General features: G+C 69.4%; 19 protein-coding genes and 2 pseudogenes. 8 read left to right on the plus strand and 13 right to left on the minus strand.

The window, feature by feature from the left end; genetic code table 11:
- Positions 1 to 253 precede the first annotated feature (253 nt).
- The 3 genes from AAFF41_RS08635 to AAFF41_RS08645 all read right to left on the minus strand — a co-directional run bounded on the left by AAFF41_RS08635 (position 254) and on the right by AAFF41_RS08645 (position 2,772).
- The gene (locus AAFF41_RS08635) at positions 254 to 961 is read right to left on the minus strand and encodes a TetR/AcrR family transcriptional regulator (RefSeq protein ID WP_319745372.1); all 708 of its coding nucleotides are present in this window, start codon (positions 959 to 961) and stop codon (positions 254 to 256) included.
- A gap of 127 nt (positions 962 to 1,088) precedes the next feature.
- Entirely contained in the window at positions 1,089 to 1,958 is an 870-nt protein-coding gene (locus AAFF41_RS08640; RefSeq protein ID WP_343323790.1) for an aldo/keto reductase family oxidoreductase, read from the minus strand.
- Positions 1,959 to 2,064: 106 nt separating this feature from the next.
- Positions 2,065 to 2,772 carry an SDR family NAD(P)-dependent oxidoreductase gene (locus tag AAFF41_RS08645; protein WP_343323791.1) on the minus strand — a complete coding sequence of 236 codons (708 nt, stop codon included), beginning with the start codon at positions 2,770 to 2,772 and terminating at the stop codon, positions 2,065 to 2,067.
- A 285-nt stretch (positions 2,773 to 3,057) separates the two neighbouring features.
- On the opposite strand from AAFF41_RS08645, the gene AAFF41_RS08650 reads away from it, so the two are divergent.
- Positions 3,058 to 3,822 carry a dienelactone hydrolase family protein gene (locus AAFF41_RS08650; protein WP_343323792.1) on the plus strand — a complete coding sequence of 255 codons (765 nt, stop codon included), beginning with the start codon at positions 3,058 to 3,060 and terminating at the stop codon, positions 3,820 to 3,822.
- 49 nt (positions 3,823 to 3,871) lie between these two features.
- Here AAFF41_RS08650 and AAFF41_RS08655 read toward each other — a convergent pair whose 3' ends face one another.
- Positions 3,872 to 4,633, minus strand: a complete 762-nt coding sequence (locus AAFF41_RS08655; RefSeq protein WP_343326270.1) for a hypothetical protein — start codon at positions 4,631 to 4,633, stop codon at positions 3,872 to 3,874.
- A gap of 518 nt (positions 4,634 to 5,151) precedes the next feature.
- Here AAFF41_RS08655 and AAFF41_RS08660 point away from each other — a divergent pair.
- Positions 5,152 to 5,400, plus strand: a complete 249-nt coding sequence (locus AAFF41_RS08660) for a hypothetical protein (RefSeq protein WP_319745363.1) — start codon at positions 5,152 to 5,154, stop codon at positions 5,398 to 5,400.
- A 15-nt stretch (positions 5,401 to 5,415) separates the two neighbouring features.
- Here the strand turns inward: AAFF41_RS08660 and AAFF41_RS08665 are convergent, their stop codons facing one another.
- From AAFF41_RS08665 to AAFF41_RS08680, 4 genes and pseudogenes are all read right to left on the minus strand, one after another.
- A complete protein-coding gene (locus tag AAFF41_RS08665) occupies positions 5,416 to 6,045 on the minus strand; it encodes a hypothetical protein (protein ID WP_319745361.1) in 630 nt (209 codons plus the stop codon).
- Between the two features lie 536 nt (positions 6,046 to 6,581).
- Positions 6,582 to 8,071: pseudogene (locus AAFF41_RS08670) on the minus strand (DEAD/DEAH box helicase).
- A gap of 296 nt (positions 8,072 to 8,367) precedes the next feature.
- Complete coding sequence (locus AAFF41_RS08675; protein ID WP_343323793.1) at positions 8,368 to 9,543, minus strand: N(5)-(carboxyethyl)ornithine synthase; 1,176 nt, start codon at positions 9,541 to 9,543, stop codon at positions 8,368 to 8,370.
- Positions 9,544 to 9,858: 315 nt separating this feature from the next.
- A complete protein-coding gene (locus AAFF41_RS08680; RefSeq protein ID WP_054228891.1) occupies positions 9,859 to 10,284 on the minus strand; it encodes a YjbQ family protein in 426 nt (141 codons plus the stop codon).
- A gap of 165 nt (positions 10,285 to 10,449) precedes the next feature.
- Between AAFF41_RS08680 and AAFF41_RS51530 the strand changes: the two genes are divergently transcribed.
- The 5 genes and pseudogenes from AAFF41_RS51530 to AAFF41_RS08700 all read left to right on the plus strand — a co-directional run bounded on the left by AAFF41_RS51530 (position 10,450) and on the right by AAFF41_RS08700 (position 14,654).
- Entirely contained in the window at positions 10,450 to 10,533 is an 84-nt protein-coding gene (locus AAFF41_RS51530) for a putative leader peptide (protein WP_351695690.1), read from the plus strand.
- A gap of 133 nt (positions 10,534 to 10,666) precedes the next feature.
- On the plus strand, positions 10,667 to 11,554 hold the full coding sequence (locus AAFF41_RS08685) for an ABC transporter permease (protein ID WP_343323794.1): 888 nt from the start codon (positions 10,667 to 10,669) through the stop codon (positions 11,552 to 11,554).
- Positions 11,527 to 12,318, plus strand: a complete 792-nt coding sequence (locus AAFF41_RS08690; protein ID WP_343323795.1) for an ABC transporter ATP-binding protein — start codon at positions 11,527 to 11,529, stop codon at positions 12,316 to 12,318. The genes AAFF41_RS08685 and AAFF41_RS08690 overlap by 28 nt, the downstream gene beginning before the upstream one ends.
- A 109-nt stretch (positions 12,319 to 12,427) precedes the next feature.
- Positions 12,428 to 13,455: pseudogene (locus AAFF41_RS08695) on the plus strand (ABC transporter substrate-binding protein).
- A 101-nt stretch (positions 13,456 to 13,556) separates the two neighbouring features.
- Entirely contained in the window at positions 13,557 to 14,654 is a 1,098-nt protein-coding gene (locus AAFF41_RS08700; protein WP_343323796.1) for an NAD(P)-binding domain-containing protein, read from the plus strand.
- A gap of 55 nt (positions 14,655 to 14,709) precedes the next feature.
- Here AAFF41_RS08700 and mltG read toward each other — a convergent pair whose 3' ends face one another.
- Positions 14,710 to 15,618 carry an endolytic transglycosylase MltG gene (mltG, locus tag AAFF41_RS08705; RefSeq protein WP_319745345.1) on the minus strand — a complete coding sequence of 303 codons (909 nt, stop codon included), beginning with the start codon at positions 15,616 to 15,618 and terminating at the stop codon, positions 14,710 to 14,712.
- A 43-nt stretch (positions 15,619 to 15,661) separates the two neighbouring features.
- Entirely contained in the window at positions 15,662 to 17,461 is a 1,800-nt protein-coding gene (locus AAFF41_RS08710) for an ABC transporter ATP-binding protein (protein WP_319745343.1), read from the minus strand.
- Positions 17,462 to 17,576: 115 nt separating this feature from the next.
- Between AAFF41_RS08710 and AAFF41_RS08715 the strand changes: the two genes are divergently transcribed.
- Positions 17,577 to 18,032, plus strand: coding sequence for a MarR family winged helix-turn-helix transcriptional regulator (locus tag AAFF41_RS08715; RefSeq protein ID WP_060895164.1), 456 nt, complete (start codon positions 17,577 to 17,579; stop codon positions 18,030 to 18,032).
- Positions 18,033 to 18,162: 130 nt separating this feature from the next.
- Here the strand turns inward: AAFF41_RS08715 and AAFF41_RS08720 are convergent, their stop codons facing one another.
- The 3 genes from AAFF41_RS08720 to AAFF41_RS08730 form a co-directional block, all read right to left on the minus strand.
- Positions 18,163 to 19,629, minus strand: a complete 1,467-nt coding sequence (locus AAFF41_RS08720; protein ID WP_343323797.1) for a cation:dicarboxylate symporter family transporter — start codon at positions 19,627 to 19,629, stop codon at positions 18,163 to 18,165.
- A gap of 143 nt (positions 19,630 to 19,772) precedes the next feature.
- On the minus strand, positions 19,773 to 21,518 hold the full coding sequence (locus AAFF41_RS08725; protein WP_425526115.1) for a peptide-N4-asparagine amidase: 1,746 nt from the start codon (positions 21,516 to 21,518) through the stop codon (positions 19,773 to 19,775).
- Between the two features lie 87 nt (positions 21,519 to 21,605).
- The gene (locus tag AAFF41_RS08730) at positions 21,606 to 22,352 is read right to left on the minus strand and encodes a hypothetical protein (protein ID WP_343323798.1); all 747 of its coding nucleotides are present in this window, start codon (positions 22,350 to 22,352) and stop codon (positions 21,606 to 21,608) included.
- Between the last annotated feature and the right edge of the window lie 304 nt (positions 22,353 to 22,656).

Consider the following 22,656-nt stretch of genomic DNA (forward strand, 5'->3'; position numbering starts at 1 on the left):
CATCAATACCCCTTGTCGTTCCCTCACCCAGGCACAGACCGCGGGCGGCTCCCCCGCCGGCTCCGGCGCTCAACCGCCTGCCGCCACGACAGCCACTCTCAGGTGCGAGGCACTGAACTCGCGTTGTCCGTACCGCCGGAGACATGTTCCAAGGGCCTGGTCACGGCCCTCGCTGCTTGCCCGCGCTTACGGATCAACCCTAGACATACATTCGGGCGCGACTTGCAACACAGGGGAAACACACACCCCACTCTCACCAGCCGCGCTGTTCGGCCGACGCACGAGAGGCCGCGGCGAGGACGCCGTCCAGGATGACGTCCAGAGCCCAGTCGGCGCGGCTCGGGCCGTCTCCCGACATGAGCGTGTCGCCGAGCCGGGCGATGTGGGGGTAGCGCGCCGGGTCCGCGGTGGCGATCTTCGCGGCCAGGGCGGAGAACTCGTCGGACTCCTGCGTGGCGGACTTCGGGGAGCTGTGTTCGACGGCCACGGCGGTGGGGTGCAGCAGCAGGAGGTCCATGGCCCAGGCCGCTTCCCGGCCCGACACCCCGCCCTCGTCGAGGAGGCCGAGGATCGCGTCGGCCAGCGCCAGGTAGTTCGGGCCGCTCGGCTGCGTGGACATCGCCATCCGGGCGATCTCCGGGTGCCGGAAGAGCACCTCTCCATAGCTGACCAGCAGCGCCTTCAACCGGTCCCGCCAGGTCCCCGCCTCCGGCGCGGGCGCCTTCACCGGCCCGAGCAGGGAGTCGAGGATCTGCGCGTGCAGGTCCCCCGTGTTGCGGACGTAGACATAGAGCGACGCGGGCCCGGTGTCGAGGGCCGCGGCGATGCGGCGCATCGTCACCTTGCCCAGCCCCTCGTCACGCAGGATCGCCAGCGCGGCGTCGATGATTCCCTGCCTGGTCAGGGCGGGCTTCGCCGGGCGTTCCCGTCGGCTGATCGGAGCGGGCTTCTCTGGAGTCATGCCGCACAAGACTAACGAACATGTTCGTGAAAAACAAGTTCGTACCGAACGGCGCGGGCAAACGGCGCGCCGGACACCGCCACGGGGCCGCCACGCCCGTGCCTCGGGAGTGACGACCCCACATTCCTCACACCCCGATCCCGTTCAGCTCGGCCAGCTCCTTCTCGGGAAGGACCAGGGCGGCAGCGGCGATGTTGTCACGCAGGTGTGCCACCGAGGAGGTGCCGGGGATGAGCAGGATGTTCGGGGAACGCTGCAACAGCCAGGCCAGGGCGACGGCGACCGGAGTGGTCTCCAGCCGGCCCGCGACCGCGTGCAGGGTGTCCGACTGCAGCGGGGAGAAACCGCCGATGGGGAAGTAGGGCACGTAGGCGATGCCCTGCTCGGCCAGGGAGTCGATCAGCGCGTCGTCGGCGCGGTTCGCGAGGTTGTAGAAGTTCTGCACACACACCACGGGCGCGATGGACTGGGCTTCCTTGATCTGCTCGGCGGAGACGGTACTGACACCGAGATGCCTGATCAGCCCCTCCTGCTGGAGCTCCGCGAGCACGGTGAACGGTTCGGCGAGCGAACCCGGCTCGGGGGCGTCGAACCCTCCCACCCGCAGGTTGACGACGTCGAGTGCGTCCAGGCCGAGGTTCTCGAGGTTGCTGTGCACGGCCTGGCGAAGCTCGTCGCGCGACAGCGCCTTCGGCCAGCCTCCCTCGGCGTCCCGCAGTGCTCCGACCTTGGTCACGAGGTGCAGGCCGGCCGGATAGGGGTGCAGCGCTTCCTTGATGATCTGGTTGGTGACGTACGGGCCGTAGAAGTCGGAGGTGTCGATGTGTGTGATCCCCCGCTCGACCGCCTCGCGCAGAACGGCCACGGCGGCGTCCCGGTCGGCCGGCGGCCCGAACACGTGCGGACCGGCGAGCTGCATGGCGCCGTAGCCCACGCGGGTGACCGTCAGGTCCTTGGCCATGGTGAACGTTCCGCCGGGAAGTGACTGCACGGTCATGTCGATGCTCCTGTGTGTTCGGTGGGGCTGAGTGGCAGTGGGGGCTGTTTGGCCGAGTGCCGGTCGCTGGGTCTGGCACGCGTACGGGGTGACGTACCGGCTCGGACTACCAGGGAAGGGTGCCTTCGGCGTCGAAGAAGCCCCTGGTGGGACCGTCGGGGCCGATCTGCGCCATCCGTACGATGATCTCGGCGCCCTGCTCGACGGTCTGGATGCCGGTGTTCCCGTTCAGGTCGGTCTTCGTGAAGCCGGGCTCCACCGCGTTGATCCGCATGTTCGGGAACGCCTTCGCGTACTGCACGGTGATCATGTTGACGGTGGTCTTCGAAGCCGGGTAGGCGACGCCGGGGTAGGCGTATGCCGGGGTGCCCGCATCGCTCACCCGGGCCAGCGAGGCCAGCCCACTGCTGACGTTGACCACCACCGGGGCGGCCGAGGCCTGGAGCAGCGGGAGGAAGGCGTGGGTGACACGCACGATGCCGAAGACGTTCGTCTCGAACGTCTCCCGCATCACGTCGGCGGTCACGTCCGCGGCGCCGAGCACGGAGTTGCCCTCGCCCCTCGACTCGATGCCCGCGTTGTTGATCAGTACGTCAAGCCCGCCCTCGGCCTCGACGGTCTTCACGGCGGACCGCACCGACGCGTCGTCGGTGACATCGAGCTGGACGGCCCGGGCGCCCAGCTGTTCGGCGGCCCGGCGTCCGCGTTCGGCGTCCCGGCTGCCGACGTAGACCGTGTGGCCCGCGGCGACGAGCCGGCGGGCGGTCTCGTAGCCGAGGCCCTTGTTCGCTCCGGTGATGAGTGTTGTCGTCATGACTCCACCCTGCGACCGGACGATGCGCACAACCAGTAGCCCGGCTTTCCTGGGACCGTCGGTACCAGGCTCGTACGCGTCCGGCGGCGCGCCGGGAATCCGTCCGCGCATGACGGCGACTTAGGCCACGGGAACGCCGACGGGGCCCTGCCGAACCGACCGCACCACGAGTGCCAGACTGCTCGACGGGACCGCCGCGATCGGGTGGCCGTCGGAGATCCGCGCGGCACTTCGAAACACCCGGAAGACGCCCCAGAGACGCCCGAGAGAAGATGAGGGACGCCCATGACCGATGTACGTGACGTACGCGGAACCTCCGTGAACATCCCCACCCAGGACGGCTCGGCCGACGCGTATCTGGCGCACCCCGACGACAACACCGCCCACCCCGCGGTGCTGTTCTACATGGACGCCATCGGACTGCGCCCCCGGCTGAAGGAGATGGCCGACCGGCTCGCGGGGGCCGGCTACACCGTGCTGGTTCCCAACCTCCTCTACCGCCACGGGCCGGCCCCGGTGGTGGAGCTGCCCGACTTCATCGACGCGGCCGGCCGGCCGGCGCTGTTCGAGCAACTCATTCCGATCATCCAGGAGTTGACCCCCGAGCTGGCCATGCGCGACGCCGACGCCTATCTGTCCTGGCTGGCGGCCTGCCCGCAGGCCGCCGACGGACCGGTCGGCACCACCGGCTACTGCATGGGCGCAGGTCTGGCCCTGCGCACCGCCGGCGCCTACCCCGAGCGGGTCGCGGCCGCGGCCGGCTTCCACGGCGCCCGGCTGGCGACCGACGCCCCCGACAGCCCGCACCTGCTCGCCGGCAGGGTCACCGCGGAGTTGTACTTCGGCCACGCCGACCAGGACGCCTCCCTGCCTCCCGAGCAGATCGAGCGCCTCGACAAGGCGTTCACCGAGGCGGGTGTCCGCCACCGCAGCGAGGTCTACACCGGCGCGCACCACGGCTACACCATGGCCGACACCGCCGCGTACGACGCCAAGGCCACCGAACGCCACTGGGCGGCCCTGCTCGACCTCTTCGACCGCGCCCTCTGAACACGCCTCTCCTCCGATCGCGGGGACGGCCGTCCCCGGTCGGGGACCCTCAGCGCGGTTGAGTCCTTCCGCCCTGCGTACGCCCCTCACCACGTGGCGGGAACAGCCGCTCGAGGCCACTGCGTGACCATGCCGAGAAAAGCAGGGCGCCGAGGGAATCCCACAGTCTTCGGCAGCGCCCGCGCAACACCGCCAGGACAATCGCGGCGCCCACGGCGATCAGGTGCTCACGGCCTGCCAGATTGGGTTTGACGATCGACTCCCACACCATCGAGCCGCCGGTGAGCGCGAACACGATGGGGGCGCGCCGGATGACCGAGAGGTAGGTGAACAGTCCCACCACCGCGGCAGAGGGTCCGGTGTCGAGGACCTGCCCGATCTCGGGCGGCAGGCCGAGCCCCCACCAGCCCGGGCCGAGCGCGATCATCACGCGGACCGTGAGGGTGCCGGCCAGGGTGGTGGCGTACGCGACGACCAGTGTCCGGGCCCGGCCGAGGGCGAGTTCGGCGAGTGCGAAGGCGAAGAACAGCTGGGTGATGCCCGCCCACACGGGAAGGTCGAGGGCGGGCACGTACAGCGACACCGGAGTACGCAACAGGGCCAGGGGCAGCGGCAGACACGCCTTCACTCCGCCGATCAGCCGCACGATCACCGCACCGATGGGATGTTGGGCGAGCGCGTGGAAGAAGATGACCCCGAAGACGGCCACGAACGCGAGCAGGAGTCCGGACAGCCCACGGCGCACGAGTTGCCGTACCGGATCCAGGACGATGCCGTACCACTCGCCGTACAGCGTGCGCCCGACGAACAACGCGAACCGGCGCAGCGGGCCGCGCGGCCGCGCGCCCGCGTCGTCACTCGCGGCGGACGGCGACCGGTCGTCGTCGGACCCGTCGCCGTACGCATGACCGTCCCCGGTATCACCGCGACGCTCGTCGACCGCCCAACCCAATGGTCTCTCCCCCATCCCCCACCGGACGCCTCATCGTATAGAGCGACAAAGCCCGCACCACGGAGCCCCCGGCCAGTGCCTGTTCCCCGTCTTCTTGGTCCGTGCTCCGTTGTGACAGGGCGTGACGCGCGCGCCGTTGCGACGTGTTGTGTGCGGTCGTGATGACGGGAGGCGTGTCTGAGCGGGGGAACGGGGCAGGGGAGCCGCGAATTCGGAGGTCACGCCTTTCGGCCTACGCGGAAATGGCGGTCCGACCGACCGTGCCGGAGCACTCGACATCGTCGCGGGAGCGTCCACGGGACGTGCCGGACGGTCCTGAGGTGGCCGCTCGCCGGCGAAGGGAACCGAGCGTCACGGGCAGCAGCGGAGAGGCGGAGATGACGAACGGCCAACAGCCCACGTGGCTGGACATCCTGGAGCACTGTGGTCTCCGTGTGCTGGAGACCGCCGTGCCACAGGAGGCCCCGCCGGTGAACACGGCCATCTACGAGAAGTGGCACCACTGCGCTTCGGCGAGTGCGCTGTACGGCGACAAGGGCGAGTTCCTCATCCTTCCGCGCCTGTCGGGCGGAAGTGAGATCGGCTGGGTGGCAGTCACGGATCCGGTCGGCGAGCACCTGCCCTAGGGCTCCTGCGGATGCTCAGTCGGACACCGTCTCCTGCTGCGGCTCGGCCGGTGCGGGCTCCGAGGTGACTGCCGTGGTGTAGAAGACAGACGACCCCTGCTTGGTGCGGTGAGCGTGGCTCTTGGCGACCAGTCCTTCGAGGGTGGTGCGCACGACCGTGGTCTTCACGCTCCGGTCGGGGTGGGCCTGGGTGAGCGCGGTGGTGACCTCGGCGGCGGAACGCGGCTCGGTCTGCTTCTCCAGGTGCCCTCGGATCAGCTCGACGAGGGTCGGCTTGGCCACTGCCGTGGACGCCTTCACGGATGAGGTCTTGGCGGCGGGCTTCTTGGACGCCGTCTTCTTCGCGCCCGTGGCGGGCGCCTTCTTCCCCTTGCTCTGCTTGGGTTCGGCAGAGACCTGGTGAGGCACGGACGGCGCAGCCGCGGCCTCCGTCCCGGGGGTCGAGCCGGGACCGCCGAGCGCGTCCTGCATGTTCACCAGCACGGTGTGATCGTGCCGCAGGGCACGCAACTGCTCCTGCAGAGCCTCGATCTCCGCACCGACGCGCTCCTGCTCCTTGGCATTGCGCTCGAGGTCACCCGTCACCTGGGCGATGTACTGCGACGTGAGTTCTGTGGAGTGGGAGTTGGAGCTGACTTCAGACATGACATGGGCCAATCACTCGCAGGACACAACTGCCACGGCCTGCAGCAGTGTAGAGATAGTACGCACGAGTGGAACTGGATGCTCCTGTCGCGCGGGTATGTGCGACACATGTGCTTCCCGGGCCGACTCATGTGCTAGTGCGGCCGAACCGCCATGTGGCCGTCGATCGGGGGAAGTTGGCCGCTCTCGTCGCCCGCGACCGCGTCCTCACCCGTTCGCGGCACCGTGGCCGTCCGACGGTTGGTCAGTCCTTCGGCCATGAGGATCGCGAGCGGGTACCTCAGCCGTTTCGTTCCGCTGCCCATCCGGTATCGGAGCTGCGTTCGAGGCGTTCCGGACCGGCCACCGCGTCCCTCGCGTGTCCCTCTTCCGTGTGAACCTCGACGAGGGAGGCCCACAGTCCGTCGGCTTGGAAGTGGGCTCCCCGGCTCCCCCATGACACCTGAGGCGTCGCTCTGAGGTCATGGCCCGGCAGGTCGCCACGGACAGGTTCCGTTCCCACGGTCCGGACTACGCGCCTCGACGAACGGTCCGGACTACGCGCCTCGACGAACCCGAGCGGCCTTGCGGGCCTCGGCCGTCTGGCGTGCCTCGGCGGCCCGGCGGGACTCGCCACCGGCGCGGCCCGGGCGGGTGCCCAGGCCCCGGAAGGGGGTACCGCCGCGCTCGGGTCGCTCCGCGACCGGCCGGCTGCCGCCGATGGGAACACCTGAGGGCGCCTGCGCGCCGGTGATACGGCTCAACTCCGCCTCGCCGGAACGGACCTGGGTGATGTGTGGCCGGATGCCCGCGTCGGACATGAGACGGATCATGTCGCGGCGCTGGCCGGGCAGAACGAGCGTGACGACGCTGCCGGACTCACCGGCGCGGGCGGTACGGCCGCCTCGGTGCAGGTAGTCCTTGTGGTCACTGGGCGGGTCGACGTTGACGACGAGGTCGAGATCGTCGACATGGATACCGCGGGCAGCGACGTTGGTCGCCACCAGGACCGTGATGTGACCGGTCTTGAACTGGGCCAGCGTGCGCGTGCGCTGGGGCTGCGACTTGCCGCTGTGCAGTGCCGCGGCCTTCACGCCACTGCCCAGCAGGTGCCTGGTGAACTGGTCGACGGCGTGCTTGGTGTCCAGGAACATGAGCACGCGCCCGTCGCGGGCGGCGATCTCGGTGGCGGTCGCGTACTTGTCGGCGCCGTGCACCTGCAGTACGTGATGCTCCATCGTGGTCACCGCGCCCGCCGAGGGATCGACCGAGTGGACCACCGGGTCATGGAGATACCGACGGACCAGGAGGTCGATGTTGCGGTCCAGCGTGGCGGAGAACAAAAGGCGCTGACCGTCGGGGCGCACCTGGTCCAGCAGCTCGGTGACCTGGGGCATGAAACCCATGTCGGCCATCTGGTCGGCCTCGTCCAGGACGGTGATGCCCACCCGGTCGAGGCGGCAGTCATTGCGCTCGACGAGATCGGTGAGGCGGCCCGGGGTCGCGACGACGACCTCGGCCCCGGCCCGCAGCGCGGCGGCCTGCCGCCCGATCGACATACCACCGACCACGGTGGCCAGCCGCACCTTCAGCAACTGGGCGTACGGGGTGAGCGCATCGGAGACCTGCTGGGCCAGCTCGCGGGTGGGAACGAGGATCAGGGCGCGCGGCTTGCGGGCCTCCGCCCGCTGTCCTGCCGTGCGCACGAGGACCGCGAGGCCGAAGGCGAGCGTCTTTCCCGATCCGGTGCGCCCGCGGCCCAGGACGTCGCGTCCCGCGAGGGAGTTCGGCAGCGTGGCGGCCTGGATCGGGAACGGCTCGTTCACGCCGAGGCCGGTGAGCTTGTTCAGCAACTCGACGGGGAGGTTCAGCTCACCGAAGGCCGCGACCGGGGGAGCGCCGGGGTGATGGTCTGCGGCAGCGCGAACTCGCCCTGCGGTGCGGCGGGACGGCGGCCGTCGCCGCCTGAACGGGTGCCGGAGCGCCCCTGGGCGCCCTGCTGACGGGTCTTGGCGAAACGGTCGCTCGTACGTGCTGAGCGGTTCATGGAGAACCTTCCTCGATATGGCACGTATCGAGGAATTCTCGGCAGCGGTGAACCGAATGAATTGCAAGAACGAACCGAATCCGATGTCCGGGCGGTACCCAGGGGTCCACGCTCTGCGAAATGCAAAAATGCCCGACGACATAAAGTCATCAAAGGCACTTGGATTTTACGGGAACCACGACTGTCGTCAACTTTAGCACGGCGCGCGCGTCCGGACACAAAAAGTACCATTATCGACCCGCAGGCCGGCCGGGCGAGCCCACGCAGACCTGATGTGCGGGCTCGCCCGGGCGTCGTCAGGCCACCTGAGCGGCGGGGCGCGGCGCCGGGACCTCGAGGTCGTGGGGATACGCGGCCGCCCGGTGCTGGAAGGAGAGAATCTTCGGGTTCTGGATCACTCCGTCGCGAATTTCGATGGCGTTTCTGACCGTGGCGTCGGCGTCCCAGGCGACGGGGCCGCTCATGACCTTGCGGAGATAGGGAAGGAGCGCCTCGCTGATCTCCCATGTGGCCGAGTTCCACAGATGGGAGGGGCTGTGATCCACCCCGTAGTAGTGGCAGCCCGGCCCCACCGAGGGCATGGGCTCGCCGAAGGTGGTCGGACGGGCCCATTCGAAGCCCATGCCCGCGTCACAGGCGACGTCGATGAAGAAGGTGCCCGGCCGGAACAGGGCGAGTTCCTCGTCGGTGACGAACATCAGCGGCGCGTCGGTGTCCTGCCGGATGCAGTTGACGATGATGTCGAACCCGGCCAGGTACTCCGCGAGCGGCACGGGACCGGCCGCCGTGAGGGCCCGAAGCCGCGACGGATCGTCCTCCTGCTCCTCGAAGTGACCCATCACGACCGACGGCATCGGCGAGGCCACGGCCGCCGCGGCGCGTTGGGTGAGCACCGTGACGTCGGAGACTCCCATGGCGCCGAGGCCGGTGACCGCTCCGCGCGCCGTGGCTCCGAAGCTGATGACCACCGCACGCATGCGGCGGCCATAACTACCGGTGAGCCCACCGAGTTGCAGGGCGTGCAGCACCGAGCAGTAGCCCGCGAGTTCGTTGTTCTTGTGGAACACATGGACGCTGAAGGCACCCGTGGACGTCCAGTGGTTCATGGCCTCCCAGGCGACGAGAGTCAGTTTCTGGTCGATGCCGATCTGGGTCATCTTCTCGTCCTGCACACAGTGCGGCCATCCCCACAGCACTTGGCCCTCGCGCAGCTCGGCGATGTCGTCGTGCATCGGTTTGGGCAGCAGCAGCACATCGCACTCGGCGAGGAGCCGCTCTCGGGAGCGCAGGCCTCCCACAAGTGGTCGCAGAGCGTCGTCCCCGACGCCGAACCGCCGGCCGTAGCCTTCTTCGAGGAACATCCTTTCGCGTACGTCCGGGGCGATCCGGTCGAGGTGGCCGGGGTGCAACGGCAACCGGAACTCGTTCTCCTTGCGGGAGGAGGCAAGCACTCCCAGGCTCATCAGGCTCATGCGCTTCCTTGTCATGTGACTCTTGTTCATCGCGGGTGTGTGAAGCGAGGTACCGGAGGGCCTCGGAAACAGCGTGAGAACCAAGGAGTCCGCTAACGCGGGGCGCGGGACGGAATACGGAAGACGGCGCAATCGCGCTGGCCAGGAGGCATGGGGCGGCTCATTTCCGGCCGGACCACATGGGCCCAGGCCTTGCCGTTCCCCGAGAACGACGCCGAAACGGATGACGGCATGCGAGGTGCGCTCGGTAGCACCACCGTACCCCCGTCCCCCACGGGCGCGGCCGCCGCCTGATCATGAACCCCCAAAGAAGGCTCAACCCCCGAGAAAGCTCAATCGCACCTTTCGCACAGGATTGTCCTTGTTCGTGTCCACCAGGCACACCGACTGCCACGTCCCCAGTTCCAGCCTCCCGCCCAGCACCGGAAGCGTCGCGTGGGGCGGGACGACGGCGGGGAGTACGTGGTCACGGCCGTGCCCGGGGCTGCCGTGGCGGTGCTGCCAGCGGTCGTCCGCGGGCAGCAGGGAGTGCAGCGCGGCAAGGAGGTCGTCGTCGCTTCCGGCGCCGGTTTCGATGATCGCGACACCGGCGGTGGCGTGGGGCACGAAGACATTGAGGAGGCCGTCACGGCCCGCCGCCGCCTCTCGGAGGAAGGCCTCGCAGTCGCGGGTGAGGTCGACGACCGTCTCCGCCGAACCGGTGTTGACGTTCAGGACTCGGGTGGTGAAGGCATCGGGCATGACCCGATTCTCACCCGCCCGCGGGTTTCCGGACACGACCGACAGCCCGCACCCTTGTAACCGACAGCCCGCACCCTTGTACAGGCGTCCCATTCCGCTGTACACGCGTTCCAGTCCGCGAGACACCATTGACCGGGCATGGACCATCTGGCTACTTTCACCCGCATGTTGCGTTCAGCCCTGCTCACCACGCGCGGTCACATCGACCTGCTGCGGGTGGCATCCGCCGCGTGTCGCCGCGGCCTCTGACGCCCTTTCACTCCCCCCGTTCCACCGCGCCCCCGCTCCGCTCCACCCGCACGTCGCGGCTCCGTCTGAGCCGCTGACGCGGCGGGGCCATGGCGTATCCCTCTCCGGCCGCTCTCCTCCCCGTGGAGCACTCATGAGCATCAGCCATGCCCCGCCCACCCCCTCCGGGCCCGACATATCGGATATCTCCAAGAATAGTGCGGCCCAGCCGGCGCCACCCGAGCTCGTTCCGATCGTCCCCCTCTCCACCCGCCGCACCCGTGTGCCCCGCTGGCTGCGCCGCACCTCCGGCCCGCTCCTGCTGCTCGCGCTGTGGCAACTCCTCAGCAGCACAGGGGTGTTGACCCCCGACATCCTCGCCTCGCCGGGCACCATCGCGCGGGTCGGCGGCAATCTGGTCGCCGACGGTTCGCTGCCCAACGCGATGGGCGTCTCCTTGCAGCGCGTCGCGGTGGGGCTGTTGCTCGGAACTCTCGTCGGTACCGGGCTCGCCCTCCTCTCCGGGCTCTTCCGGGTCGGCGAAGACCTCGTGGACGCGAGCGTCCAGATGCTGCGGACGGTGCCTTTCGTGGGGCTGATCCCGCTGTTCATCATCTGGTTCGGGATCGGCGAGGCCCCGAAGATCGCGATCATCACGCTGGGGGTGTCCTTCCCCCTCTATCTGAACGTGTACGCCGGTATCCGCGGCGTCGATTCCCAGCTCATCGAGGCCGGGGAGTCCCTCGGACTCTCGCGGTGGGGGCTCGTGCGGCATGTCGTGCTGCCGGGCGCGCTGCCCGGGGCGATGACCGGGCTTCGCTACTCCCTCGGTATCGCCTGGCTCGCGCTCGTCTTCGCCGAGCAGATCAACGCGGACGCCGGGATCGGTTTCCTCATGGTGCAGGCCCGTGACTTCCTGCGGACCGATGCGATCGTGGTCTGCCTGATCGTCTACGCCTTCCTCGGCCTGCTCGCCGACTTCATCGTCCGCTCCCTCGAAAGGCTGTTGCTGCAATGGCGACCGACGTTCACGGGCCGGTGACCCTCCAGAAGGGCGCCACCGCCCAGCAGAAGACCGCGACCGGCCGGCAACACCCGATCACCCAGGACTCCGCCGTACGCGTGCAGGGGCTCACCCGCTCCTTCGACGGGCGCGCCGTCATCGACGACCTCCAACTCGACGTACATCCGGGCGAGTTCGTGGCCCTGCTCGGCCGCAGCGGCTGCGGCAAGTCCACACTGCTGCGCATCCTCGCCGGGCTCGACCGTGACATCGAGGGCACCGTGCTCGTCCCGCGGCGCAAGGCCGTCGCGTTCCAGGCACCCCGGCTGATGCCATGGAAGAGGGTGTGGCGCAACGTCTCGCTGGGGCTGCCCGGCAAGCCCGAACGCGGCGTCGCCGAGAAGGCGTTGACCGAGGTCGGACTCACCCACCGCGCGAACGCCTGGCCCAGGACACTCTCCGGCGGCGAGGCCCAACGCGCCTCGCTGGCCCGTGCGTTGGTCCGCGAACCCGATCTACTGCTGCTCGACGAGCCGTTCGGCGCGCTGGACGCCCTCACCCGCATCAAGGCACAGCGGCTGGTCGGCGAACTGTGGCGGCGCCGCGGCTGTGCCGTGCTGCTGGTCACGCACGACGTCGAGGAGGCCGTGCTGCTCGCCGACCGGGTCCTCGTCATGGACCGCGGTGTCATCGCGTACGAGACCCAGGTCGACCTGGACCGCCCGCGCGACATCGCCGACCCCCGCTTCGCCGAACTGCGTGCCGGCCTCCTGGAGCGCCTGGGCGTGGACACCGTCGCCTGAGCTTCTCTTCCCCCCTCAGTCGCCCTTCGCCATCGCCTCTCCCTCACTTCACCGTCACCTCACTTCACACCTCACCTCACCTCACCTGAACCAATCGAACGGAATCGTCATGCGCCGACACGTCGTCCCCGCCGCCCTGCTCCTCCCTCTGACCCTGCTCCTGGCCGCCTGCGGTGGGAACTCGGCCGCCGACACCGCCGGTTCCGGAACCGATGGCAAGGGTTCCCTCACGCTCAACGTCGGTGACCAGAAGGGCGGTTCCGAGGCGGTGCTGCGGGCCGCCGGAGAACTCAAGAACCTCGACTACAAGATCAAGTGGTCGACGTTCACATCTGGGCCGCCCCTCCTGGAGGCCGTCAACGCCAAGGCCGTCGACGTCGGCGGCGTCGGCAACACCCCGCCCGTCTTCGCGGCCGGCGCGGGCTCGAAGGTCTCGGTGGTCGCCGCCTGGCACGGCACGTCCAAGGGCGAGGCCATCCTCGTACCGAAGAACTCGTCGCTGCGAAAGCCGGAGGAGCTCAAGGGCAGGTCCATCGCCGTGGCACAGGGTTCGTCCGCGCACTTCCAGCTGATCGCCTCACTCAAGGAGGCCGGTCTGAAGCTGAGCGATGTGAAGGTCAAGTATCTGCAGCCCGCCGACGCCCTCGCCGCGTTCACCGGCGGCAAGGTGGACGCGTGGGCGGTGTGGGACCCGTACACCTCGCAGGTCCTCAATGCCGAGCAGGGCCGGATCCTGGCCGACGGGGACGGCGTGGTCAACGGGCTCAGCTTCCAGGTGGCGGCGCCGAGTGCGCTGAAGGACACCAAGAAGGCGGCGGCCGTCAAGGACTACCTGGAGCGGCTGCGGCGCGCCCAGGACTGGGTGTACCGGCATCCGGACGCCTGGGCCAAGGTGTGGGCGAAGGACACCGGCCTGCCGTACGAGGTGGCGCTCGCCTCGGTGAAGCGCACCAACGCCAGCCGGATCGCGGTCGCCGTCGACAAGCCGCTCATCGCGTCGGAGCAGCAGATCGCGGACACCTTCACCGAGCTGAAGCTGATCCCGGGCAAGGTCGACTTCGCCGCCTTCGTGGACACGCGTTTCAACGGCGGCCTGCCCCCTCCACCACTACGCCCCGCGTCCACAAGGACTCCTGAGGGTCGTCCCTCCTGGTTCCCGGCCGACAGGTCGCGCGTCGGGTGGCTCACAGGCGTCGCCGTTCGGGAAGATCCCGCGCCCCGGTCGAGTTGGTGGAAGCGTGAACAACACCGGGGCGCAGGCGCGCGAAGTCCGCGAGGTCGATGTCGTCGTCATAGGCGCTGGGCAGGCGGGACTGTCCAGCGCCTATCACCTGCGGCGGAGCGGTTTCGAGCCGGAACGGGACTTCGTGGTGCTGGATCACGCACCGCGTCCGGGCGGCGCCTGGCAGTTCCGGTGGCCGTCGCTGACGTACGGCAAGGTGCACGGGATGCACTCCCTGCCCGGTAGGGAGCTGGAGGGCGCCGACCCGGCGCGGCCGTCCTCCGAGGTGATCGCGGAGTACTTCGACACCTACGAGCGCACCTTCGACCTGCGGGTGAGACGGCCGGTGGACGTGCGGGCCGTGCGGGAGGGTGCCGGCGGGCGGCTGCTGGTCGAGTCCTCCGACGGTACGTGGTCGACGCGCGCGCTGATCAATGCCACGGGCACCTGGGACCGGCCGTTCTGGCCGCGCTATCCGGGCCAGGAGACCTTCCGTGGGCGGCAGTTGCACACGGCGCAGTACCCGGGACCCGAGGAGTTCGCCGGGCAGCGGGTGGTCGTCGTGGGCGGCGGCGCGTCCGGCACCCAGCATCTGATGGAGATCGCCCCGTACGCGGCCGGGACCACCTGGGTGACACGGCGGCCGCCCGTCTTCCGTGAGGGCCCCTTCACCGAGGACGTGGGGCGCGCGGCCGTCGCGCTCGTGGAGGAACGCGTCCGGCAGGGGCTGCCTCCCAAGAGTGTCGTGTCGGTGACGGGGCTGCCGCTGAACGACGCGATCCGGCAGGCGCTGGCCGACGGCGTGCTGGACCGGCAACCGATGTTCGACCGGATCGCCCCGGACGGTGTCGAGTGGGCGGACGGGCGTCACGTCGACGCGGACGTGATCCTGTGGGCGACCGGTTTTCGTGCCGCCCTCGATCATCTGACGCCACTGCGACTGCGTGAGCCGGGCGGCGGTATCCGCGTCGAGGGAACGCGCGCGCTCGCCGATCCCCGGATCCATCTGGTCGGGTACGGGCCTTCCGCCAGCACGATCGGCGCCAACCGGGCCGGGCGCGCGGCGGTACGGGACATCAGGCGGTTGCTGGCGGGAGTGACCGTCGGCGCCTGATGCCCCGTGACCGGCTCTCAGACCTCGTGCGCGGTGCCACAACGGGCAGCGGGCCTCAGCTCAGGGCCGAGGCGGACGGCGAGCCCGGCAGCGGGGTCGAAATCGAGTTAGAGGGTGAGTCAGAGGTCGAGGGTGAGGCACTCCTCCGGAGCCGGTTGAATTCGGCGACGTTCCTCTGCTGCTCCTCGTAGCTGGCCGTGAATCGGGTGTCGCCCGGCTTGACCGTGACGAAGTACAGCCAGTTGCCCGGGGTGGGGTTGATCGCGGCACGCATCGCGGCCTGGCCGGGGTTGGAGATCGGTGTGGGCGGCAGCCCCATGCGCTGGTACGAGTTGTAGGGGCTCTCGAGCTTCGTCTCGTTCGTGGTCGCGGTCGGCGTGAAGCGGTTCAGCGCGTAGTTGAGGGTCGCGTCCATCTGCAGCGGCATGCCCCGCTCAAGGCGGTTGAAGATGACCCGGGCCACCTTGCCCATGTCGGCCTTGGTGGAGGTCTCGGCCTGGATGATGCTCGCGATGGTGATCGCCTGATAGAGGTTCATCGCGTTGCGCTGGGCGCCCGCGGTGATGGGACTGCCGCTGAACTTCTTGTTCGCGGTGTTCACCATGAGCGCCAGCAGGGACTCGGGGGTCGCCGTCTTGTCGATGTGGTACGTCGCCGGGTAGAGGTAGCCCTCGGGGTTGCCCTCCGCGTAGGTGGGCAACTTGAGGTTGGCCTTGGCCAGGGACTTCTTGGTGGATCCCAGAGGCAGCGCGAGAGCCTCGTCGATGGCCTCGTAGACCTGGCCGGTGCGCCAGCCCTCCGGGATGACGAGGGACGTGGGCCGCGTCTCCTCGTCCTTCGTGGTCAGGGTGAGCAGCGGCACCGTCACGGCGGTGGCCGCCACGACGGCTCCGGTCGCGATGAGGGCGACCCGGCCCCGGCGCGTCAGTCGAATCGTGCTCCGTGGCGGAGTGTTCATCTGCATGCGGGCACGGTAACCCGCTAAAGCCTACAAACCCGGCATATCGTCATCTTGTCGGCTCCAGTTCAGCGTCCCGGTGGACCAGCGCCGCATAGCGCCCCTCCCGCTCCAACAACTCCTCGTGCGTGCCGCGTTCGACCGCACGGCCGGAGTCCAGGACGACGATCTGGTCGGCGCCACGGATGGTGGACAGCCGGTGCGCGATGGTGAGCGTGGTCCGGTTGGCCGACAGGGCGTCGATGGCCTCCTGCACGGCGTACTCCGTGCGGGTGTCCAGGGCGCTGGTCGCCTCGTCGAGGATGAGGACCGGCGGGTCCCGCAGGATCGTGCGGGCGATGGCGAGGCGCTGCTTCTCGCCGCCGGAGAACCGGTGGCCGCGTTCGCCCACGACCGTGTCGTATCCGTCGGGCAGTGACGCGATGTGGTCGTGGATCTGGGCCGCCCTGGCCGCCGCCTGCAGTTCCTCGTCGGTGGCGTCGGGCCTGGCGAAGCGCAGGTTGTCCGCGACCGAGGCGTGGAAGAGGTAGGTCTCCTGGGAGACGACGCCGATCCCGCGGGCGAGCGTGTCGAAGTCGAGGTCCCGTACGTCGACGCCGTCCAGCGTGACGCGGCCGCCCGTGACGTCGTACAGCCGTGGCACGAGGTAGCTGAGCGTGGACTTGCCGGAGCCGGTCGGGCCGACCACGGCGAGACTGCCGCCCGCGGGGACGGTGATGTCGATGCCGTCGAGGATCGGGCCGCTCTTGTCGTCGTAGCGGAACTCGACGTCCTCGAAACGGATCTCGCCCTTGACCTGGTCGAGGTGGACCGGGCGCTCCGGCTCGGTGATGTCGATGGGCAGGTCGAGGTACTCGAAGATGCGCTGGAAGAGCGCGAGCGAGGTCTGGATCTGCACGCCGGTGGACAGCAGGCTGACCGTCGGCCGGAACAGACCCTGCTGGAGCGAGACGAAGGCGACGAGTGTGCCGATCGACACGGACGGGCCGCCGAACTGGAGGGCCATGCCCGCGGCCCAGTAGATGACGGCCGGCATGGCGGCCATGACGATGCCGATGACGGACATGCGCCAGCGGCCCGCCATGTTCGACTTCACCTCGAGGTCGACCAGGCTGTCGGACTCGGCCTCGAACGCCTTGGTGAGCGAATCGCCGCGGCCCATGGTGCGGCCGAGCAGGATGCCACTGACGGAGAGCGACTCGGTGACGGTGGCGGCCATCGCGGCCATCTGCTTCTGGCGTTGGGTCGCTATCTTCTTGCGTTCGTTGCCGACGCGTCGGCTGATCCACACGAAGACCGGCAGCAGGAGCAGCGAGACCACGGTGAGCCGCCAGTCCAGGGCGACCATCGCGACGATCGTGGCGACCACACTGGTGAGGTTGGAGACCAGCGAGGTGGCGGTGGAGGTCACGGTCGCCTGCATGCCGCCGATGTCGTTGGCGATGCGGGACTGGACCTCGCCGGTGCGGGTCCGCGTGAAAAAGGCGAGCGACATGCGCTGCAGTCGGCCGTACACGGCGGTGCGCAGGTCGTGCATGACGCGCTGGCCGACGGTCGTGGAGATCAGGGTCTGCAGGACACCGAAGATGCTGGTGACGACCGCGCTGAGGATCATGCCGAGCGCGAGCAGGCTCAGCAGACCGGTGCGGCCCTGGGGGATCGCGACGTCCAGGGTCTCCTTCAGCAGGAAGGGGGTCGCGACGGTGACGAGGGACGAGGCGCCGACCAGCAGGCCGACGATCGCGAGGCGGCCACGGTAGGGCCGGAACAGCTTCAGGATGCGGCGCACCTGCCGTGGCTGTTCGCCCTCGGCGGGTGACGGGGTCCAGGTGGATCGGTCGGGACGCATGGGCTCCTACGGGAGGTGAGACGACGGCTACGCAGGGCAGACAAACGATGACTGGCGGAGCCTAGCTCATTGTTACCTATACTCACAATGAGCCGCATCCTGATATTGTTCCCGTATGACCACCCCCGATGCCGACGGCCTGCTCGCCGAGCAGTTGCTGCGGCTGACCCGACGTGTGCACCGCATCCAGAAGCGGCACCTCGAGCAGCGTGAGCTGGGCATCACCCCGGCCCAGTCCCGGCTGCTGCGCACGCTCGCGCACTACAGCTCACCGCCGCGCATGGCGGATCTCGCCGAGCGCCTGGAGGTGGTGCCCCGGGCCGTGACCACGCTGGTCGACGGCCTGGAGGCGAGCCGGAAGGTGCGCCGGGTCCCCGATCCCACCAATCGGAGGGTGATCCGGATCGAGGTCACGGACGAGGGGCGCGAGGCGCTGCGCGAGCTGCGCGGCGCACGCCGGTCGGCCGCCGAGGAGATCCTGGCGCCGTTGACGGACGAGCAGCGCGAGGTGCTCGGGGGGCTGCTGGACACGCTGGTGGACGGCATGCCCAGGCTTGAGCACCGCTGCTGAGGGGTTGCCGCGGGCGGCCTCGTCGCGCGGCGCACGACGCGATGGACCGCGCGCCCCCACTCCGTACGGCTGGAGTGGGGGCGCGCGGCCCGTTCCGGAGGCACGGGGGCGGTGACCCGTCCCGAGTCGGTCAACCGATCTCGGGGGCAGGTTCCTTGGCCGACAGGGCGGGGACTTCCGGCTCGACCGATGGGGCCGGGACTTCCGCCCTGGCCGAACGGACGGGGCCTTCCGCCCGGGTCGACTCGGGCGCCGGTTCTTCCGTCGGCGACTCCGGCGTCCGCGGCTCGTCGTCCTCCTCCACGAACGCGATCTCGCCGTCCAGCATCTTCTTCGCCCGCTCCATGTCGAGCGCGCCGTCCCAGCGGGAGACCGCGAAGACGGCGACGCAGTTGCCGAGGAGGTTGGTCGCGACGCGCATCGAGTCCATGATGCGGTCCACGCCGAGGAGGAGGGCGACGGCTCCGGCGGGGATCACCCCGAGCGAGGAGGCCGTCGCCGACAGAGCGAGGAAGGCGGAACCCGGCACACCCGCCATGCCCTTGCTGGTCAGCATGAGAACCAGGACGACAGTGATCTGCTGGCCCAGGCTCAGATCCACACCCACCGCCTGCGCGATGAACAACGTACCGATCGACAGGTAGATCGAGGCGCCGTCGAGGTTGAAGGAGTAGCCGGTGGGCAGGACCAGGCCCACGGCGTCGTCGCGGCAGCCCGCCTGGCGCAGCTTCTGCATCATGCGCGGCATGACGGTCTCGCTGGAGGCGGTACCGAGCGCGAGCAGCATCTCCTCGCGGGTGTAGCGGACGAACTTCCAGAGGCTGAGCCCCGTGACCGCCTTCAGAGCGACGGCGAGCAGCGCGAGGAACAGCAGCGCGACCGCGTAGCACAGCGCGATCAGCTTGCCGTACGTCTTGATGACGCCGAGCCCGTACTCCCCCACCAGGTGGACCATCGCGCCGAACACCGCGAGCGGGGCCAACTTCATGATGAAGCCGACGATCGCGAAGACAACGTCCTGGACCTGCTCGATGGCGGGCAGCACCTTGGGCACCTTGGAGTTGCCGAGGTGGAGCAGTGCCGCGCCCGCCAGGCAGGCGAGGACGAGGACTTGGAGCAGGGAGTTCTCGGCGAAGGCCCCGACCGCGCTCTGCGGCAGCGCGTTCAGGATGAACTCGCCGGTCGACGGGAGCGAGCCGCCGCCGGTCTTGCCGTCGACGGCCGAGGCGTCGAGCTTCGAGGGGTCGGCGTGCATGCCCGAGCCCGGGCCGACGACGTTCGCCGCGATCAGCCCGAGGAGCAGCGCGGCGGTGGACGCGACCTCGAACCAGATCAGGGCCTTGAGCCCGATCCGGCCGAAGGCCTTCAGGTCGCCGGCCTTGGTGACGCCGACGACCACGACGCAGAACACGAGCGGTGAGATGACCGCCTTGATGAGGCGTACGAAACCGTCGCCGAGCGGCTGGAAGGTCGTGGCCGTGTCCGGCCACAACCTTCCGACGACGATTCCGAGTACGAGCGCGCAGGCGACCTGCGCGAACAGTGAGGTACGCAGTATGCGTGCGACGCGTCGCGGGGACGGTACGGACGGCGGCACGGGCACTCCTCCGAGGGGACTTCTGGTATGCGGAAACTTCCTTCCGCAGCGATCACTATTGAGGAGTTGCCGGTGCCGCCGGATACCTCTGTGTCACGTCCAGGTAAATCCTGGAACAGACGTGCCGTTCCCCGCCCGGGGCCTCAGCAGTCGCTGCGGTCCCGCGTCAGCACTCCCTGCGCGGTGCCCAGAACGCGGTCGTAGCAGCCGCCCGAGCCGTACAGCCGGTAGCGCTCGCTCGTCGTACCGACCGCATGCCGTTGGTCGCGGGGCACGTTCGCGGTATACGTCGCGTCTCCCGCGTACGTGTCGTCGAGCCGGGACCACGTGGTGCGCCGGCCGCCGCGTGTCTCGTCGACCGCGGCCCGGTCGCCGAGCGTCAGGACGGTCCGCAACCGGTCGTCCGCGGCGAGCGTCGTGGTGCCGTCCATGGTGTACGTGCGGTGGGTGCGCCTCACGCCGGCCGGTCCGCGCCCGTCGACGGTGACCGTCTCGTCGTCGGTCCAGGTGGCCTTGAGCGCGTCGGTGTTCTCGCCGTCGGTCCAGTGGTGAGCGGAGGTGTTGGCGAGTGTGCGGCGCACGGTGGTCCACACCCGGCCGTGCGAGGTGTCGACGTATCCGGCGGTCGTCAGCCGGTGTCCGCCCACGGTGTCGAGATGTTCTTGCGAACCGGGCGTGTACGTCGAGGTGTTGGACAAATCGCCCGCCTCGACCTCGGTCAGCGCGCCGCTCACGTGCGCGCGCTTCGCGTCCTGCCAGACGAGGACGTTGACCGGGGTGCTCCAGCCGGTCTGGCCGGCGGCGACGCCCACGACGGAGACGTCGATCCGGTGCGGACGACCGTCGTTGAGGAGACCGGCGTAGGGCGTGAGGTCGTATTCGATCGGCTTGATGTCGAAGGCCCGCGGGCCCGGGATCACGTACCAGAGGAAGGGGTTGGACCAGCCGCCGGTCCAAACGGTCGGGAACGGCTCGGCGATGCCCGCGAGTTGGCCGTCCACCTTGATCTGCACCTCGCGATAGGGGCCCTTGTCCGCCTTGCAGGAGTACGGGGCGGGGTCGGGCACCGTCAGGTACCAGTACTCCTCGCAGCCGCCGCCTGAGCCGGTCGCGTACACCTCGGCGACGACGCGCTCGCTGTTGCGAGGGGTGGTGAGGGTGCCGTCCTGGAGGGTGAGGACACGGTCGGGGGTCGCGGCGGACTTCACGGCGCCGCCCTGCGCGTAGAAGGTCAGGGTCACCTTCACGTCGAGGACTCCGGTGTACGTGTCGTCGACGACGTTCCCGATGAGCATCTCGACGTCGCCGCCGCGCCGGAACGTGTCGCTGTACCTGGTCACGTCCTTCTCGACGGACCACTCGATGCCGTCGGGCGAAGGCTCCGGGGTGGAGGTTCGGAAGATCTCCACGCCGCCGATGTGCAGATAGCCGAGCCGGTCGAACTGGCGCCCCTTGACCTTGCCGTCGAGTCGCAGGACGATCTTGCTCCAGCGGTCGCCGCAGCCGCTGGGCGGTGTGTACGCGCCCCGATACGGCGTGAAGTCACGGAACTGCGCCTCGGCGACCGTCACCGCACAGGACTCGGTGGCCGGTCTCGCCACCGGCGGGGCGGCGCTCAGGGGGTCGTGCCAGTCGGTGCCGAACTCGGCGGGCGTATCAGCGGCAGGCCCGGCGGGCGCATCGGCGGGCGTATCAGCGGCAGTCGCGGCCGGTGTCTCGGAGGGCGCGTCGCGGGGCGTGGCGGCGACCTGATCCGCCGACCGGGCGGGGGTGGCGGCGAGCTGGGCGGCGTCCGCCGGCGGTGCCGCCGAGGCCGGGCCCGCTCCCAGGAAGGTACTCGCCGAGAGGATCACTCCGGCGAGCATGGACATGACGATCCGTCTTCTCATGTGCGGTGTTCTACGGGGGAGTCGGCCCGCCCCGCAATGGGCACTCGGTGACGGCGCCACGCGGGGCAGCCCGGTCGGCCACGGCCGCTACGCCGTCAGATCGGCCTTGTCCCCCATCACGATGACGGGGTGCTGATGCGGGTCGAGCGTCCGCAGGAGGTACTCCATGGCCGGCTTGGGCACGCTGACACACGCGGACGTACCGCTGCCATGGTCCATGTGCAGCCAGATGCTGCCGCCCTTCGACTGACCCAGGGGGCGGTCCGGGTCGTCCGGCGGGGTGCCCGCGCGGCGGTTGTAGTTGATGGCGACGACGTAGTCGAAGTCGTGCCAGTGCGACCTGGCCCAGTCGCGGGGAGCCTGATAGGCCGCCGAGTGGTCGTACGGGAGCAGGGCGCCCGGGTCGTCGAGCACTCCGCCCGCGTCGGTGAGCGAGAACACTCCGACGGGGCTGCGCTTGTCGCCCTCGTGATGGTCGGTGGTCCAGCCCTTCGTCCCGTTGTGCGCGCGCCAGGAACGCCGCACCTCCCAGGTGGAACCGGACTTGGCGTACAGCACGACCGTGGAGTCGGCGGAGTCCCTGCCCTCGCCGTAGACCGCCACCACCTGGTGGGCGTTGGACGGGATCCGGGCCTGCAGGCGGTTGCCGACCTCCGGTATCCGGGTCAGATCGACGGCGCGCGCCGGGGCGTTTTCGCCCTTGGCACCGGCTCCGCCGTGGCCCTTCACCGCACCGTTCCCCCCTTCCGAACCACCACAGGCCGACAGGAACACAGCGAGGACACCGCACGCCACAGCGGTGAACCCCGTACGCCTCGCACCGTCTTTTCGCATGCGGCCCATCGTTGCATCACGTATCGGACGAATAACCCCTACCCCCCCGACTGCTCGGTCAGGCGTTGTCTTTCCGGGCACACTTTCGATGGGTCGGAAGCCGTCCCAGCCTTGTCTCGGAGCCCCCGACCCAACTCCTGTCTCCCGAACGCGTGTCCCGATTCTCTGTCCTGAACCCATGTCCTGGGATGAAAAACCGTTTGCCTCAGGTCGCACCCTGACGCGAACCTTTCACGGTTTGCTGCCGACCCCCCACGGTCGGTCGGTCGCCGGAACTCCACGGCATCGCCCCGGCCCCCTGACC

Source organism: Streptomyces mirabilis, assembly GCF_039503195.1.
Taxonomy (GTDB): domain Bacteria; phylum Actinomycetota; class Actinomycetes; order Streptomycetales; family Streptomycetaceae; genus Streptomyces; species Streptomyces mirabilis_D.

What these genes read in the sequence shown, in the direction of transcription:
- AAFF41_RS08635 (WP_319745372.1), bottom strand. Translation starts at nt 961, where the DNA reads ATGACTCCAGAGAAGCCCGCTCCGATCAGCCGACGGGAACGCCCGGCG.
- AAFF41_RS08640 (WP_343323790.1), bottom strand. Translation starts at nt 1,958, where the DNA reads ATGACCGTGCAGTCACTTCCCGGCGGAACGTTCACCATGGCCAAGGAC.
- AAFF41_RS08645 (WP_343323791.1), bottom strand. Translation starts at nt 2,772, where the DNA reads ATGACGACAACACTCATCACCGGAGCGAACAAGGGCCTCGGCTACGAG.
- AAFF41_RS08650 (WP_343323792.1), top strand. Translation starts at nt 3,058, where the DNA reads ATGACCGATGTACGTGACGTACGCGGAACCTCCGTGAACATCCCCACC.
- AAFF41_RS08660 (WP_319745363.1), top strand. Translation starts at nt 5,152, where the DNA reads ATGACGAACGGCCAACAGCCCACGTGGCTGGACATCCTGGAGCACTGT.
- AAFF41_RS08665 (WP_319745361.1), bottom strand. Translation starts at nt 6,045, where the DNA reads ATGTCTGAAGTCAGCTCCAACTCCCACTCCACAGAACTCACGTCGCAG.
- AAFF41_RS08675 (WP_343323793.1), bottom strand. Translation starts at nt 9,543, where the DNA reads ATGAGCCTGATGAGCCTGGGAGTGCTTGCCTCCTCCCGCAAGGAGAAC.
- AAFF41_RS08680 (WP_054228891.1), bottom strand. Translation starts at nt 10,284, where the DNA reads ATGCCCGATGCCTTCACCACCCGAGTCCTGAACGTCAACACCGGTTCG.
- AAFF41_RS51530 (WP_351695690.1), top strand. Translation starts at nt 10,450, where the DNA reads ATGTTGCGTTCAGCCCTGCTCACCACGCGCGGTCACATCGACCTGCTG.
- AAFF41_RS08685 (WP_343323794.1), top strand. Translation starts at nt 10,667, where the DNA reads ATGAGCATCAGCCATGCCCCGCCCACCCCCTCCGGGCCCGACATATCG.
- AAFF41_RS08690 (WP_343323795.1), top strand. Translation starts at nt 11,527, where the DNA reads ATGGCGACCGACGTTCACGGGCCGGTGACCCTCCAGAAGGGCGCCACC.
- mltG (WP_319745345.1), bottom strand. Translation starts at nt 15,618, where the DNA reads ATGCAGATGAACACTCCGCCACGGAGCACGATTCGACTGACGCGCCGG.
- AAFF41_RS08710 (WP_319745343.1), bottom strand. Translation starts at nt 17,461, where the DNA reads ATGCGTCCCGACCGATCCACCTGGACCCCGTCACCCGCCGAGGGCGAA.
- AAFF41_RS08715 (WP_060895164.1), top strand. Translation starts at nt 17,577, where the DNA reads ATGACCACCCCCGATGCCGACGGCCTGCTCGCCGAGCAGTTGCTGCGG.
- AAFF41_RS08725 (WP_425526115.1), bottom strand. Translation starts at nt 21,518, where the DNA reads ATGAGAAGACGGATCGTCATGTCCATGCTCGCCGGAGTGATCCTCTCG.
- AAFF41_RS08730 (WP_343323798.1), bottom strand. Translation starts at nt 22,352, where the DNA reads ATGCGAAAAGACGGTGCGAGGCGTACGGGGTTCACCGCTGTGGCGTGC.